This is a genomic window from Sphingomonas sp. GW821-FHT10F11, from assembly GCF_058809095.1.
On record NZ_JBXASH010000014.1, the window covers coordinates 61707 to 76671 of the forward strand.

Sequence of the window (14965 nt, forward strand, 5' to 3'; positions counted from 1 at the left end):
TGCGGGAATGGCCGCGGCGCTCCGTCCTCCAGTTCATCGACAACGCTTGCAACTCAGGAGGCGAAGGGTGAATTCGACGGAACGCCGCATGCTCGACATGCTCAAGAAAGGCCGCGACCGCTTCGGCGTCGTCGCGGTGAAGGCGGAATTCGAAGCCGAGGGCACGCGTCCCGACGAGCTGCTGCGCCTGCTCGAGCTCGCCTATCGCGCCGACCTCAAGGTCGCGCTCAAGATCGGCGGTTGCGAGGCGGTATCGGACCTCTACGCCTCGAAGCTCTACGGCGCGAACTACATCATCGCGCCGATGGTCGAGACGCCCTACGCCCTGTCGAAGTTCGTCGAGGCCAAGGCCAAGGTGTACGGCGACGACAGCGATACCCAGTTCCTGTTCAACCTCGAAACCGAGACGACCCTGCGCAACCTCGAGGCGATGCTGCCGCTCGCCAAGGCGGCGCTTGACGGCGTGGTGTTCGGCCGGGTCGATTTCACCCTGTCGCGCGGCCTGCCACGCGGCGCGATCAACGATCGCGGAATCACCGACGCGGTGCTCACCGTCGCGCAGTCCTGTGCCGAGCACGGCCTTGAGCTGGTGGTTGGCGGGTCGGTGGCGGTCGAATCCGGACCGGCGCTGCGCGAGATGCGCCGCGTCCGCCTCGATCGGTTCGAAACGCGCAAGGTGGTCTTCGACGGCAGTGCCGCCGACATGCCCGGCTTCGAGGCGGCGATCGGCAACGCAGTCGCCTTCGAACTCGCCTGGCTGGAGAACAAGCGCGACTATTACCGCACCATCGCCGACGAGGACCTGTCACGCATCCGGATGATCCAGGAGCGCATGGCCGTCGCCGCGCGCGGACGGCTGGCCAGCGTCGCTGCCTGATCCGGCATGTCGCTGAAGGAGGAAGTCACAGCATTGATGCGAGGCGTTGCCGCGACAGCGGTGACGCCGCGCTTCCGCACGCTGGCCGCGAGCGAGATCGCAGAGAAGAGCGCGGGCGAGATCGTCACCAGCGTCGACCGCGAGGCCGAGCGCCTGCTGCACGAGGGGCTGGAGCTGATCGGCATTCCTGCCCGTATCATCGGCGAGGAAGCGGCCGAGCACAGGCCCGAGCTGCTCGACGGCATCGGCGAGGGGCTGATCTGGCTGATCGACCCGCTTGACGGGACCGCCAATTTCGCCGCTGGCCGCGCGCCGTTCGGCATGATGGTGGCGCTGGTCGAGGACGGCGTGCCGCTCGCCGGCTGGATCCTCGATCCGGTCGGCGCGCGGCTGTGCCATGCCGAACGGGGCGCCGGCGCCACGTGCAACGGCGTCCCCGTGCGCAGCCGGCCGACGGGGGGCGCCATGCCGGTCGCTGCGCTGGGCACGCATTTCATGCCGCCCGAGCGGCGCACGCGCGTCCATGACCTTGCGGGCGAGCGATTCGAGCTGGTGCCCGTCCCGCGCTGCGCGGCCGAGAGCTATCCGCGCCTGGCGCTCGGCCAGAACGACCTGGTGATGTTCCAGCGCACCCTGCCCTGGGACCATGCCGCGGGCGCGTTGTTCCTGACCGAGGCAGGCGGTTTCGTCACCGACTGGTATGGCATGCCGTACCGGGTCGGCACCGGCCGCGGGATCCTCGCCGCCGCCGACGAACGGCTCTGGAGGGCCGGCGCCGACCTGTTGCTCGGGCCGGCGGCCGGCCTGATCGAAAGAGAAGATTGCCCCACATGATGATGTCCTGGAAGCGACTGCTCCTCGGCTGCGCTGTCGCGCTGCCGCTGATCCCGGCACAGGCAGGGGCGCAGCTTTCCCCGCCGGTATCATCGACCGATCAGCAGGGTAGCGCTGACGCGATCTCGCGTGGCGCCGCCGCTGGGCAGGTCGCGGTGCCGCAGGCGGAGGTCCGTCCGTACCAGCCCACCGTGATCGACAATCGGCCCACCGCGCCACAGGCCGAGAGCCCCGACGATGCCGTGACGAAAAAGCGGCAGGCACCGCCGGTAGCGAACGAGTTCGAAACATTCGTCTCCGAGGCGGCCGGCAAACCGCTGCGCCGCTTCGGTGCCGAGCTGCTGGTACCCGGCGCACGCGACTTCACGGTGGCGCCCACCACCACCGTTCCGCCGGATTATCGCCTGAACCCCGGGGACGAGCTGCTGCTCGGCCTGACCGGATCGGTGCAGGCGGCCGATCTGCGGCTGACGATCGACCAGGAGGGCCGGATCTTCGTGCCGCGCGTCGGCGCGATCACGGTCGGCGGGGTGCGCTATGGCAATGTCCGCGACGTGATCGCCCGCCAGGTCTCGCGCCAGTATCGCGGCTTCGACCTGCAGGTGTCGGCCGGGCGGCTGCATGGCATCACCGTCTATGTCACCGGCTTCGCAGCGACCCCGGGTTCCTACACCGTCAGCAGCCTGTCGACCCTGGTCAACGCGGTGCTGGCAGCAGGCGGGCCTTCTTCGGGCGGCAGCTTCCGCTCGATCCAGCTTCGCCGGGACGGCAAGCTCGTCTCGGACTTCGACCTCTACGACCTGCTGCTCAAGGGCGACAAGACCGGCGACGCGGCGCTGCAGAATGGCGATGTCATCTATGTCGCGCCCGCCGGCGAACAGGTGGCGGTGATCGGCAGCGTCAATCGCGAGGCCATTTTCGAGATCGCCCCGAATGAGACGCTCGAGGACGCGGTCCTCTATGCCGGCGGCGTCAATACCGTAGCCGACGACAGCCGACTGATGGTGCTCGATTCCCTCGGCAAGTCTGAGTCGGGCTGGCGGCAGGTCACCGCCGCCGAGGCTCGGACCCGCAAGGCACGGCGCGGCGATATCGTCCGTGTACTGTCCGATGTCGGCATCGCGCGCCCGATCGACCAGCAATCGGTGCTGGTGACGATCAGCGGCGAAGTGGCGCGGCCCGGCCGCTATTATTTCCGTCCGGGCACCAAGCTTGAGAACGTGGTGACCCAGGCTGGCGGCCTTACCGCCCAGGCCTTTCCCTACGCAAGCGTGATCACGCGAGAGAGTGTCAAGGCGCAGCAAAAGCTGAGTTTCGACCGCGCGATCAAGGATATGGAGTTCCAGCTCACCGCCCAGCCGGTTGTCTCCGCCAACCGCGCTCAGCTCGCCCAGCCGGGCAACCTCGCTCTGGTCCGCTCGATCGTCGACCAGCTCCGCTCACGCGAACCGAGCGGGCGGCTCGTGTTCGACCTGCCGGTCACCGCACCGGCCCTGCCCGGCGACGTGATCGTCGAGAATAACGACACCATCTATGTCCCGCCCCGCCCGGTGACGGTGGGCGTGTTCGGCGCGGTGCCGAGCCCGGCCTCCTTCGCCTATCGCGAGGGCAGCTCGATCGGCGACTTCGTCCGTTCGGCCGGCGGCGTGCAGAAGCTCGGCGACAAGAGCGAGATCTTCGTGGTGCGCGCCAACGGCACCGTGCTGGCGAACGGCAAGAAGATATTGCGGGCACCGGCGCTGCCGGGCGACCTCGTCTATATACCGATCGACTCCAATCGCGGCGAATTCTGGGCGCGGCTGCGCGACATCACCGGCAGTCTGTTCGGCGGCCTTGTCGGCGCGGCATCGATTCAGGCGCTGGTGGAATGACGATCGTCACGCGCGTGACCGATGCGGTGCGCGAACCGCGTTCGCGGCGGCTGGCCTATGCGGTGCTGGCGCTGGTGCTGGCCGCGCTCTGCCTTTTCCCGCGCCCCTATGTCGCACGGGCGAAGATGGTGCCGCAGGACAGCAACAGCGTCGGGCTGGGATCGATGATGAACGCGCTGGGCGGACAGCTTCAGGGTTTCGCCGCCCTGCTCGGCGGCGCCAAGCAGCCGATCGACATGTATCTGGCGATCTCGCGCGGCACCGAGGTGACCGACGACGTGATCCGGCGGCTCAAGCTAGCCGGGCCGCAGGGCTATACCAGCATGGACGCGGCGCGGCTCGCCCTCGCCCGCAAGGTCGATGTGCATTCTTTGACCGGCGGCATCGTCGAGGTCGAGGTCCGCATGCACGACCCCGCCAAGGCGCAGGCGCTGACCGCCGCCTATGTCCAGGCGATCAGCGACCGGATCATCGCGCTGGGACGCGACCGGGTGCGGCGCAAGCGCGAGGTGGTGCAGGACCGCTTCAAGGAAGCCGCCACCCGCGTGACGACCGCCGAAGCGGCGCTCAACGATTTCCGCCGGCGCAACAATCTGGCCGAACCGGAGGCGCAGCTCGGGTCGGCCCTGTCGCTGCGCGCCGGGCTCGAGGCGCAGCTCCAGGCCAAGCTGGTCGAACTCGACACGCTGCAGCGTTTCCAGGGGCCGGACAATACCCAGCTCCAGTCGGTCCAGTCGGAGGTCGGCTCGATCCGCGCGCAGATCGCGCGCACCGCAGAGGCGAAGGTCGGCGTCACCGGGCCGAACGTCGCCGGCCTGTCGCAGGTATCGGGCGAATATCTCAACCTCTACCGCGACTATCGTTTCGCCCAGGCACTGTACGAGGTCTATGCCCGATCGTCCGAGGAAGTCGCGGTCGAGACGCTCGCGTCGGAAACCGCGTCGGACGTGCAGGTGATCGAAGCGCCGCGCCTCGATGCCGATCGCAAATATAATATCTCCGCCGTCGCGCTGCTCGTCCTGACGATCCTCGCGGCGTTGTTCACCGAGATCTACGCGCCGGCGACCGGCATCGAGCTGGGCCTGAAGCGCCGCGAGGACGGTGCGCGATGACCGTCTCCGACGGGGCGATCGAGCTTTCGATCGTCATCCCCTGCTATAATGAGGAGGAGAATGTCCGGGCGATCTGCGCCGCCGTGACGGCCGAGGCCGAGCACCATGTGCGATCGCACGAGATCATCCTGATCGACAATGATTCGAGCGATCGCACCCGCCTGCTGATGCGGCATCTCTGCGCGGAGGACCCACGCATCCGGGCGATCTTCAACAACCGCAATTACGGCCAGATGCGATCGCCGACCTATGGCATCTACCAGGCCGAAGGCGCGGCGGTGATCGGCATGTGCGCCGATTTCCAGGATCCGCCCGAGATGATCGGCGCCTTCGTCAAGCAATGGCGCGCCGGTGCTCAGATCGTGCTGGCGCAGCGGCGATCCGAACGGACGCCGCCGCTGCTGACGGTCGCGCGACGGGCGGGTTATGGCCTGCTGCGCCGCTACGGCGACTATCCGGTGATCCCCGGCGCGACCGGCTTCGGTCTCTACGCCCGCGAAGTGGTCGACACGCTTGCTGCGTGGAACGAGCCCGAACCCTTTTTCCGCGGCATGCTGGTCGAGAGCGGCTTCCGCCTGGCGATCGTGCCGTTCGACCGACCCGAGCGGGCGGCGGGTGAGACCAAAAACGATGTCGGCGCGCTCTATTCCTTCGCGCTGTCGGGCCTTGCCGGATCGGCCAAGTCGCTGCTGCGGCTGCCGATCCCGCTTGCGTTCCTTGCAACCGCAGCGGTCGTGCCGCTTGCGGCTGGGACGGTTGCGGCTGCAATGATGGGCGCCAGCGCCTGGCCCCTGTTCGGGCTGACGATCGCCACCGCGATGTTCGCCATCCTGCTGCTGTTCCTCGGCCTGATCGGCGAGCAGGTGCGCATGCTCGCCGAGCGCAGCCGCAACGTCCCGCTCGTCATCGAGCGGGAACGGCTCAATTTCCCGGCCGGTCGTGCCCGGCCGGCCGCCCGGACGCTGGTCCGCCGGCCGTGAGCACGCGCACGCGGCTTGCCCTGCTGCCCGAGATCGCGCTGGCGCTCGCCGTGATGGCGAGCGTCGCCTGGACGGCAATGCGCTTCCACGAGACGGGCTTTCTGCCCCAGCCCTTCGTGTTCGACACCAACGACACTTTCATGGACTGGTTCAACACGGCCTATTGGGCGAACCATCCCGGCGCCTTCTCTGTCTGGCGGACGGTCTATCCGCCTCTGTCGTTCGTCTTCCTCGACCTGTTCAGCCTGCCGGGCTGCTATCTCCAGTCGCCCTTTTACGCGCGCGACTGCGACTGGTTCGCCCGCGCGACGATCCTCGGCTTCTACCTGCTCGATGTCGTGCTGGTCTGGTGGAGCCTCCACCGCGCCGATCCACGTACCGCGCCGATGCGGGCGATCGCCTTCGGGCTCGGCCTTCCTTTGCTCTTCACGCTCGAGCGCGGCAATCTGATCCTGGTCGCCCTGCCCTGCTTCATCATCGCGCACGGCCCGCTCGTCCGGTCCAGCGCGTGGCGCGCGCTGGCCGTTGCGGCGACGATCAACTTCAAGCCCTATCTGCTGCTCCCGGTGCTGGCCCAGGCCGTGAAGCGCGACTGGCGCGGACTCGAGCTGGCCGGGCTTGCCACCATCGCGCTCTATCTCGTCACGCTGGCGCTGATCGGCAGCGGCACGCCGGGGGAGATCGCCGCGAACACCGCCAATTGGGTGACCTTCCAGGGCGGGCAGGTGTGGAACGAGATCCATTATGCGACCAGCTACGCACCACTGCTCCAGGTACGGAACGCGCAGATCCCGGTGCTAGACTTCGTGCCTTCGCGCACGGTCGAGACGATCGAGACGATCGTGCCGCTCCTGATCCGCGCCAGCCAGGGCGTTGCGGTGCTGGCGCTGGCCGCGGCCTGGCTTCAGCCCCGCGCGCTGCCGCCGCACCGGATCGCGACGATCCTGCTCGGCGTGTTCCTCGTCACCCAGTCGCCGGGGGGCTATACCCAGGCCTTCCTGCTGTTCCTCGTGCTGCTCGAGCCGTGGCGCGGCGTCGGACCGATCACCGCGATCGTCTGCGCTTATCTGCTCTGCCTGGTCGCCGACTGGCCACTCTCGACCGTGCTCGACCTGTCGCTCGAAAGCTGGCTCGGCGGCCGACCGGTCAGCCCGAGCTTTGGCCTCGCCATCGGGCATTTCGTCCGGCCGGGCCTGGTCGCGCTGATCCTGTGGTCACTTGCGCTCGACAGCGTCGCGCGGGCGGTGCGCGCCCATGCGGCCCATCGCCCATCGCTCGGGCTGATGCCAGCATGATCCTGGAACAGGACCTCGATGCGGTACAGGCCGCGCTCGCGCCGCTCTGGTGGCGGCTGGCCGGCGCCCGCATCTTCATGACCGGCGGCACCGGTTTCATCGGCCGCTGGATGCTCGAGGCACTGGCCCGCGCCGACACCGATATCGAAGTGACGCTGTTGAGCCGCGACCCGGCCGCCTTCACCGCGAGGGTGCCGCATCTCGCACGGCGATTCCGGCTCGTCACGGGCGACGTCACCGGCTTTGCACCGCCCGACGGCCGATTTACGCATGTGGTCCACGCCGCGACCGACGCCAGCGCTGCGCTCAACGCCCAAGATCCGCGCCGCATGTTCGACACGATCGTCACCGGCACCCGCCACGCGCTCGACTTCGCGGTCGATCGCGGCGCCGAGCGCTTCTTCCTCCTCAGCTCGGGCGCGGTCTATGGCGCTCAGCCCTGGGAGATCACCCATGTGGCCGAGGATTGGATGGGCGGACCCGACCCGCGCGATCCGCGATCGGCCTATGGCGAGGGCAAGCGTGCCGCCGAAATGCTCTGCGCCATTTATGGCAAGCAGTTCGGGTTGGACGTGGTCAATGCCCGCATCTTCGCGCTGCTCGGCCCGCTGCTCTCGCTCGACATCCACTTCGCCGCAGGCAATTTCATCCGCGACGCGATCGCCGGCCGGACCATCCGGGTCGAGGGCGCTGGAACGGCGGTCCGATCCTATCTCTACGCCGCCGACCTGACGCTGTGGCTCTGGACGTTGCTGATCGCCGGCGACCATGGCGCGGTCTTCAATGTCGGATCGGAAGACGCCGTCTCGATCGCCGAGCTGGCGACGCGCACCGCCGCGCTGCTCGGCGCGCCCCAAGTCGAAATCCTCGGCCGGCCCGATCCCGGCTGGAACCCCGGCCGCTATGTACCGTCGACCGCGGCGATCCGCGGCGCGCTCGGCCTCTCCCCCATGACTGGCCTCGACGAGGCGATCCGGCGCACCGCGCTTTCGAACGGATGGACCCCATGACCCTGATGAAACTCTCCGACTGGGTTGCCGAACGGCTCGTCCGGCACGGCATCGAGCATGTCTTCATGCTCACCGGCGGCGGCGCGATGCACCTCAACCACTCGCTCGGCACGCATCCGGGCCTCGCCACCACCTTCACCCATCACGAACAGGCGCTGTCGATGGCGGCCGAGGCCTATTACCGCCTGACCAACCGGCTGGCGGTGGTGAACGTGACCTCCGGGCCGGGCGGTACCAATGCGATCACCGGCGTATATGGTGCGTGGGTGGACTCGATCGGCATGCTGGTGCTGTCAGGCCAGGTGAAGCGCGAGACCACGGTGCGCGCGACCGGCCTTCCCCTGCGCCAATATGGCGACCAGGAACTCGACATCGAGGAGCTGATCCGCCCGATCACCAAATATGCGACGATGGTCAATGATCCGCAGACGATCCGCTACCATCTCGAAAAGGCGCTCCACCTCGCGACCAGCGGGCGGCCCGGGCCAGTCTGGCTCGACATTCCGCTCGACGTGCAGGCGTCGAAGATCGACCCCGACACGCTGCCGGGTTTCGATCCTGCGGAGCTGGACGAGCCTTGGTCGGATACCGACCACTCGGCCGTCGCGGGCACGATCCTCGACCTGATCCGCGGCGCCGAACGGCCGGTGGTGTTCGCCGGCGGCGGCGTGCGGCTGTCCGGCGCCTATGACGATTTCCTGCAGCTGATCGACAAGCTCGGCGTGCCCGTCGTCACCGGCTGGAACGCGCATGACGTGCTGTGGAATGATCACCCGCTCTATGCCGGCCGCCCCGGCACAGTGGGCGACCGCGCGGGCAACATGGTCACGCAGAGCGCGGACCTGTTGCTGGTGCTCGGTAGCCGGCTCAACATCCGCCAGGTCAGCTATAACTGGCAGAGCTTCGCGCGCGAGGCGTTCAAGATCTGGGTCGACATCGATCCGGTCGAGTTGCGCAAGCCCAACGTCGTGCCGGACATGCCGGTGGTGGCCGACCTTGCCGAGCTGATCCCGGCGCTGCTCGACCATCCCTATGCCGGGCCCAATGACGATCATCGCGAATGGATGGACTGGGCGCGCGAGCGGGTCAGCCGCTTCCCGGTCGTGCTCCCCGAATATCACGACCATGGGCCGCTGATGCACCCCTATGTCGCGATGGACGCGCTGTTCCGGCAGCTCGGCGAGGACGACATGGTCGTCACCGGCAATGGCAGCGCCTGCGTCATCAGCTTCCAGGCGGCCGAGATCAAGCGCGGCCAGCGGCTCTGGACCAATTCGGGTTGCGCGACGATGGGATATGAGCTGCCTGCCGCGATCGGCGTGTGCGCGGCGACCGGCGGCAAGCAGCGCGTGATCGCCATTGCCGGCGACGGCAGCATCATGATGAACCTGCAGGAGCTGCAGACCATCGCCGGCTACGGCCTGCCGGTGAAGATCTTCCTGATCAACAACAGCGGCTATGTCTCGATCTTCCAGACTCACCGCAACTTCTTCAACGGCGTGGAGGTAGGCGGCGGGCCCAAGAGCAACGTGACCTTCCCCGATTTCTCCAAGGTCGCCGGCGCGTTCGGTTTCGCCTATTTCCGCGCCGACGCGCACAACGCGCTGCCCGGCGTGATCGCCGCGGCGCTCGCCGCCGAAGGGCCGGTGCTGTGCGAGCTGTTCGTCGATGAGAATGTCTCCTTCGCGCCCAAGCTCGGCGCCAAGGCGCATCCCGACGGACGAATCACCTCGCCCGCGCTGGAGGACCTGTCGCCCTTCCTGCCGCGCGAGGTACTGCGCGAGAATATGCGGATTCCCTTATGGGAAGAATCATGATCGCCGGCAGTGCGCGGCGCCCGCTGCGCTTCCTCGTGGCGGGCGCGGCGAACACGGCATTCGGCCTCGGCATCTATCCGCTGCTGCTGTGGAGTTCGCCCACGCTCCAGCGCCACTATCTGATCGCGCTGGGTATCGCCCAGGCGATCAGCCTGTGCTTCGCCTTTGCGACCTACAAGCTTGGCGTCTTCAAGACGCGGGGCAACATCGCGCGCGAATTCGGCAGCTTTTCCAGCTTCTACCTGTTCAACTATGCCGCCAATTGGGGGGCGCTGCCGCTGCTGGTCGAACTCGCCGGCCTGCCGCCGGTGCTGGCGCAGCTCGGCTTCACCGCGGTGCTGATCGTCGGCAGCTGGTTCTGGCACAACCACGTCACTTTCCGAACGGGAGATCAGGCATGACCGGACAGGCCTTCCTGCAACGCGCCTGTCCGCTTTGCGGCAGCGACGACGCCCATGCCGAGGTTCATAGTCGGCAGCGCGCCGAGGACATGACGCTCGACGGACTCCGCCCCTTCTGGTCGGGGCTGTTCAAGGAAAAGCGGTTCTTCTCCTATCATCGCTGCGCCGCGTGCGGGCTGCTCTACACGCCGACCTTCTTCGACGGCCCGCAACTCGCCGAGCTTTATTCGAGCATGGCGCCCAACATGGATCTCGTCGCGAGCGACGCGATCGCCGCCACCCAACGCGGCTATTTCGACGCCGTCGCGGCGTGCGCGCCGCTCGACGGCGGCTATCTCGAGATTGGGCCGGACATCGGCTATATCGTCGCTGAAGCCGCGCGCCGGGGCAGCTTCGATCATTTCTGGCTGTTCGAGCCCAATCGCGCGATCCACGACCGGCTGCGCGATGCCGCCGGCAAAGCCCCCGCGACGCTGCTGCCCGACATGGATGACCTGTCGGCCGTGCCCGACGGCTCGGTCGGCCTGGCGGTGATGGTTCATGTGCTCGACCATCTGCTCGACCCGCTCGCCACGCTCGCGCAGATACGGACCAAGCTGCGGCCGGGCGGCACGCTGATGATCGTGACTCATGACGAGCGGTCGCTGCTCCGCCGGGTGATGGGCATACGCTGGCCGCCCTTCTGCCTGCAGCATCCCGAACTCTACAACCCCACGACGATGTGGAACCTGCTCACCCGCGCCGGGTACGGCGCGGTCGTGGTCGAGCGCAGCCGTAACCATTTCCCGATCGACTTCCTCGCGCGCCAGGCGGCGTGGGCGGTCGGCGTGAAACTGAACCGCGTGCCGCTGCCCTCGGTGTCGATCGGGCTGCGGCTGGGCAATATGCTGACGTTCGCCGCTGCGCCGGTTCAGGCGGCCGAGCGCGTGTCGAGACGGCCGGTGGCGGCTTGATAGTCGGCGATCTGCGCGCGGGTGACGGCGCGCGCATCGGCACCGCCCGCGACGGTCTTGTGCCAGGCGACGATCCAGTCGAGCGCCTCGTCCAGCGCGAGGGCCGGGCGCCAGCCGAGCGCTGCGCGTGCCTTCGAACAATCGAGCCGCAGCAGCCCAGCCTCATGCGGGCGCGGGCCGGTATCGGGCAGCGCATCCGCTGCCCCGCCGCCCCAGGCCGCGCGCATCCGCTCGACGATCCAGGATACCGGTCGGGCGTCCTCGTCGGCCGGGCCGAAATTCCAGGCATCGGCGAACTGCCGCCCGCCGGCGAGCAGCCGCTCGGCGATCATCAGATAGCCGCCCAGCGCTTCGAGCACATGCTGCCATGGCCGCACCGCATCCGGCGCGCGGATCATTGGCGCGACGCCCGCTTCAAAGGCGCGGACCAGATCGGGCAGCAGGCGATCGACCGCCCAGTCGCCGCCGCCGATGACATTGCCCGCGCGGACCGAGGCAAGCAGCGGCCCGCCATGGTCGAAGAAGGAGCGACGCCAGGCCGCCACGACCAGCTCGGCCGCGGCCTTGCTGCTGCTATAGGGATCGTGCCCGCCCATCGGGTCGCTCTCGCGATAGGGCCAGATCCATTCGCGGTTCTCATAGCATTTGTCGCTGGTGACGCAGACGATCGCCTTCACGCCCGTCGCGCGCCGCGCCGCTTCGAGCAGGTGCACCGTGCCCATCACATTGGTGGCATAGGTCTCGACCGGCTCGGCATAGGACAGCCGGACCAGCGGCTGCGCGGCAAGGTGGAAGATGACCTCGGGCCGGGTCGCCTCGACCACGGCGCGGACGGCGGCGAGATCGCGCACATCGCCCTCGACATGCCGCACCAGCCCGGCGATCCGCGCTGCCTCGAACAGGCTCGGCTCGCTCGGCGGCGCCAGCGCGAAGCCAGTGACGTCGGCGCCCATCGCGTTCAGCCACAGGCTGAGCCAGCTGCCCTTGAAGCCGGTATGCCCCGTGACGAGCACCCGGCGGCCGGTCCAGACGCTGCTCACCAGCGCTTCCAGGGCGCGTTGCCGGCGCGCCACAATTCGTCGAGCTGGATCTTGTCGCGCAGCGTATCCATGGGCTGCCAGAAGCCGTCATGCCGGTAGCTCATCAATTCGCCGCGCCGCGCCAGCTGCTCCAGCGGCCCGGACTCCCACACGGTCTCCGGTCCCTCGACCAAGTCGAGCACCGAGGGGTCGGCGACGAAGAAGCCGCCATTGATCCGGCCGCCGTCGCCGGCCGGCTTTTCGCGGAAATCGGTGACCAGGTCGCCATCGAACTCGAGCGCGCCGAACCGGCCCGGCGGCGTGACCGAGGTGATCGTCGCGCGGTGGCCATGCGCGTTGTGGAAGCGCACCAGTTCGCCGACATCGATGTCCGCCACGCCGTCGCCATAGGTCAGGCAGAAGGGCTCGTCGGGATCGAGATGATGGCGGATCGCCGCGAGCCGGCCGCCGGTCATGGTATCCGCGCCGGTATCGACCAGGGTGATGCGCCACGGCTCGCTGCGGGCGAAATGCACCTCCATGCCGTTGCCGCCGCGCAGATCGATCGTGACGTCCGACGTGTGCAGGAAATAATTCGCGAAATATTCCTTGATCAGATAGCCCTTGTACCCGAGGCAAATGACGAAGTCATTGAATCCGGCTGCAGAATAGATCTTCATGATGTGCCAGAGGATCGGCATGCCGCCGATCTCGACCATCGGTTTCGGCCGCACATTGGTTTCTTCGCCGAGCCGGGTGCCCAATCCGCCAGCCAGGATTACGGTTCGCATCGTCGCTCCACGTCATGTCTTCGATAGCATGACGAAACCGATCGCCCCGGCCCGTAACGGGCGACCCCATGGATGGGCCGAATGGAGTAGCCTGCTGCTGATTCTCGCGGTGGCGACGGGCTTGCGGATCCACGGCGTCGGCTTTGGCCTGCCCTCGCTCAACGACCCGGACGAGCCGCTGTTCATCATGACCGCGCTTGAGATGCTGCGGAACCACAGCCTCAATCCGGGCTGGTTCGGCCATCCCGGCACGACCACGCTGTACTGCCTCGCCTTGATCAGCCTGGCGGTGGGCGGCATCGGTATCGCCACGGGCCGTTTCGCCGACGGCCCGGCGCTGACGGCGGCGGCTTACGCCGATCCCGGAATCCTGTTCCTGCCGGGACGGCTGTTCATCGTGGCGTGCGGTATCGCCTGTGTGTGGCTCATCTGGTCGCTCGGCAGGAAGCTGGGCGGGCCGCGCCTCGGCCTGATCGCCGCGGCGTTCCTCGCGGTGAATGCCGTCCATATCCACTATTCGCAGATCATCCGCACGGACGTGCACGCCACGATCTTCATGCTGCTCTGCACCCAGTCGGCAGTGGCGATCGCCCGCAAGGGCCGTCCGCGCGACTATGTGCTGGCGGGCATCTGGGCAGGCCTTGCCTGCGCGACCAAATGGCCCGCAGCCATTATCGTGCTCAATCCGCTTTGCGCAGGGTTGTACCGCGTCTCGCTCGACCGCAGCGAATGGCGCCGCCTGGCATTGCTTCCCGTCGTTGCGTTGGCGGCACTGCTGACCGCTTCGCCCTATCTGCTGCTCGACTATCCCGCCGTGATGCGGAACCTGGCGGGAGAAGCGCGCCCGACGCATCCCGGTGCCACGGGCGGCGGTTTCCTCGTCAATCTCGGCTGGTATGCCGGGCACCCGCTGCTGATCTCGTTCGGCGCGGTAGGGCTTGGGTTGGTGGTGGCCGGGACATTGGGCACCTTGTCACGCCCGCGCATTGCAGTCGCGATCCTGCCCGGCACGCTCGCCTTCCTGATCGTCATCGGCGCACAGGCGTTGCTGTGGGAGCGCTGGATCGTGCCGCTACTGCCCTTCGCGGCCCTCGCGGCGGCAGCTTCCATCTGCTGGCTAGCCGATCGCCTGCGCGAACGCCTGCACCGTCCCGTCCCGGTCGTCGAAGCTGCGGCGGCACTCTTGCTGGCGCTTCCGATGCTGCAGGCCGCTCGGGTCGGCGCAGCCGAACGCGCGCTCGATACGCGCCAGGTCGCGACCGCCTGGGTTCGCGCGCATATCCCACCCGGCAGCAGCATCGTGATGGAGCATGCCGGTTTCGACCTGCTGCGCGGCCCCTGGCGTTTCCTGTTCCCGTTGGGCTCGGCGGGCTGCCTCGACGCGCGCGGCATCCTCACCGGCCAGATCCGCTATTCCCGCGTGGAGAAGCTGCGATCGGGGCGCGCCGTGGTCGATCTCGCCCATGTCGACAAGGCGATGATGCCCGGCTGCCATGCGGATTTCGCGATCCTTTCCCATTATGACGGCTATCGCGCCGATCCCGCGCATTTCCCCGACGAGCTGGCCCGCTATGCGCAGCTGCTGCGCGGCGGCAGGCAGCTGGCGGTCATCCGGCCGGAGCCCGGTTTGCGCACCGGGCCGGTAGTGCGGATCGTAAAACTATCGCAACGGTAGCGCGGGCCGCAGAAGCTGCGGCTCATGAGTTTGGACATTGAGAAAGAGCGCCGTCGATTGTGATCGTCGGAGTGTTGGTTCTGGTCGCGTGTGTTGGTGTTTTGAATCGAGCGTCGCGTGCGGCAAAATGTCATGCGGTTCGCTGACATTTTGCGGGTGTGGCGTGAGAACGCGGATTGGCCCGCGAAGCTGTTGCTTTGCGGGCTGTTGTGTTGGTGATGCGAGGGTTCTGTGGCCGTTGCGGCGTTGGGGAGGTTTGACGTTGGTTGCGGGGACAGGATTTGAACCTGTGACCTTCAGGTTATGAGCCTGACGAGCTACCGGGCTGCT

At 67.7% G+C, this 14965-nt stretch carries 13 protein-coding genes; 11 read left to right on the forward strand and 2 right to left on the reverse strand.

From position 1 onward, the window contains the following. Positions 1-67 precede the first annotated feature (67 nt). Genes AC1RT8_RS24060 through AC1RT8_RS24105 form a run of 10 tightly spaced genes read left to right on the forward strand, consistent with a single transcriptional unit; the run spans position 68 to position 11150 of the window. Positions 68-877, forward strand: coding sequence for an aldolase/citrate lyase family protein (locus tag AC1RT8_RS24060; protein WP_493079025.1), 810 nt, complete (start codon positions 68-70; stop codon positions 875-877). A gap of 36 nt (positions 878-913) precedes the next feature. Beyond that, entirely contained in the window at positions 914-1711 is a 798-nt protein-coding gene (locus tag AC1RT8_RS24065; protein WP_493079046.1) for an inositol monophosphatase family protein, read from the forward strand. Then, positions 1708-3582 carry an SLBB domain-containing protein gene (locus AC1RT8_RS24070; protein WP_493079027.1) on the forward strand — a complete coding sequence of 625 codons (1875 nt, stop codon included), beginning with the start codon at positions 1708-1710 and terminating at the stop codon, positions 3580-3582. The genes AC1RT8_RS24065 and AC1RT8_RS24070 overlap by 4 nt, the downstream gene beginning before the upstream one ends. Beyond that, a complete protein-coding gene (locus AC1RT8_RS24075; RefSeq protein WP_493079028.1) occupies positions 3579-4694 on the forward strand; it encodes a capsule biosynthesis protein in 1116 nt (371 codons plus the stop codon). The genes AC1RT8_RS24070 and AC1RT8_RS24075 overlap by 4 nt, the downstream gene beginning before the upstream one ends. Next, positions 4691-5674 (forward strand): glycosyltransferase family 2 protein, encoded by a 984-nt coding sequence (locus AC1RT8_RS24080; RefSeq protein WP_493079030.1) that lies wholly within the window; start codon positions 4691-4693, stop codon positions 5672-5674. The genes AC1RT8_RS24075 and AC1RT8_RS24080 overlap by 4 nt, the downstream gene beginning before the upstream one ends. Then, positions 5671-6969: a hypothetical protein gene (locus tag AC1RT8_RS24085; protein WP_493079032.1), complete on the forward strand. Its 1299-nt coding sequence runs from the start codon at positions 5671-5673 to the stop codon at positions 6967-6969. Before AC1RT8_RS24080 ends, AC1RT8_RS24085 begins: the two co-directional genes overlap by 4 nt. Continuing rightward, positions 6966-7979, forward strand: coding sequence for an NAD-dependent epimerase/dehydratase family protein (locus AC1RT8_RS24090; protein ID WP_493079034.1), 1014 nt, complete (start codon positions 6966-6968; stop codon positions 7977-7979). Before AC1RT8_RS24085 ends, AC1RT8_RS24090 begins: the two co-directional genes overlap by 4 nt. Continuing rightward, the gene (locus AC1RT8_RS24095; RefSeq protein WP_493079036.1) at positions 7976-9796 is read left to right on the forward strand and encodes a thiamine pyrophosphate-binding protein; all 1821 of its coding nucleotides are present in this window, start codon (positions 7976-7978) and stop codon (positions 9794-9796) included. Before AC1RT8_RS24090 ends, AC1RT8_RS24095 begins: the two co-directional genes overlap by 4 nt. Further along, a complete protein-coding gene (locus AC1RT8_RS24100; RefSeq protein ID WP_493079038.1) occupies positions 9793-10197 on the forward strand; it encodes a GtrA family protein in 405 nt (134 codons plus the stop codon). The genes AC1RT8_RS24095 and AC1RT8_RS24100 overlap by 4 nt, the downstream gene beginning before the upstream one ends. Next, on the forward strand, positions 10194-11150 hold the full coding sequence (locus tag AC1RT8_RS24105) for a class I SAM-dependent methyltransferase (protein WP_493079039.1): 957 nt from the start codon (positions 10194-10196) through the stop codon (positions 11148-11150). The genes AC1RT8_RS24100 and AC1RT8_RS24105 overlap by 4 nt, the downstream gene beginning before the upstream one ends. Here AC1RT8_RS24105 and rfbG read toward each other — a convergent pair. Next, the gene (rfbG, locus tag AC1RT8_RS24110) at positions 11108-12190 is read right to left on the reverse strand and encodes a CDP-glucose 4,6-dehydratase (RefSeq protein ID WP_493079041.1); all 1083 of its coding nucleotides are present in this window, start codon (positions 12188-12190) and stop codon (positions 11108-11110) included. The two genes, AC1RT8_RS24105 and rfbG, sit on opposite strands and share 43 nt — an antisense overlap. Beyond that, positions 12187-12960, reverse strand: coding sequence for a glucose-1-phosphate cytidylyltransferase (rfbF, locus tag AC1RT8_RS24115; protein WP_493079043.1), 774 nt, complete (start codon positions 12958-12960; stop codon positions 12187-12189). The genes rfbG and rfbF overlap by 4 nt, the downstream gene beginning before the upstream one ends. A gap of 28 nt (positions 12961-12988) precedes the next feature. Here rfbF and AC1RT8_RS24120 point away from each other — a divergent pair, with 28 nt between their 5' ends. Continuing rightward, positions 12989-14635 carry an ArnT family glycosyltransferase gene (locus AC1RT8_RS24120; protein WP_493079044.1) on the forward strand — a complete coding sequence of 549 codons (1647 nt, stop codon included), beginning with the start codon at positions 12989-12991 and terminating at the stop codon, positions 14633-14635. The last annotated feature ends 330 nt before the right edge of the window (positions 14636-14965 follow it).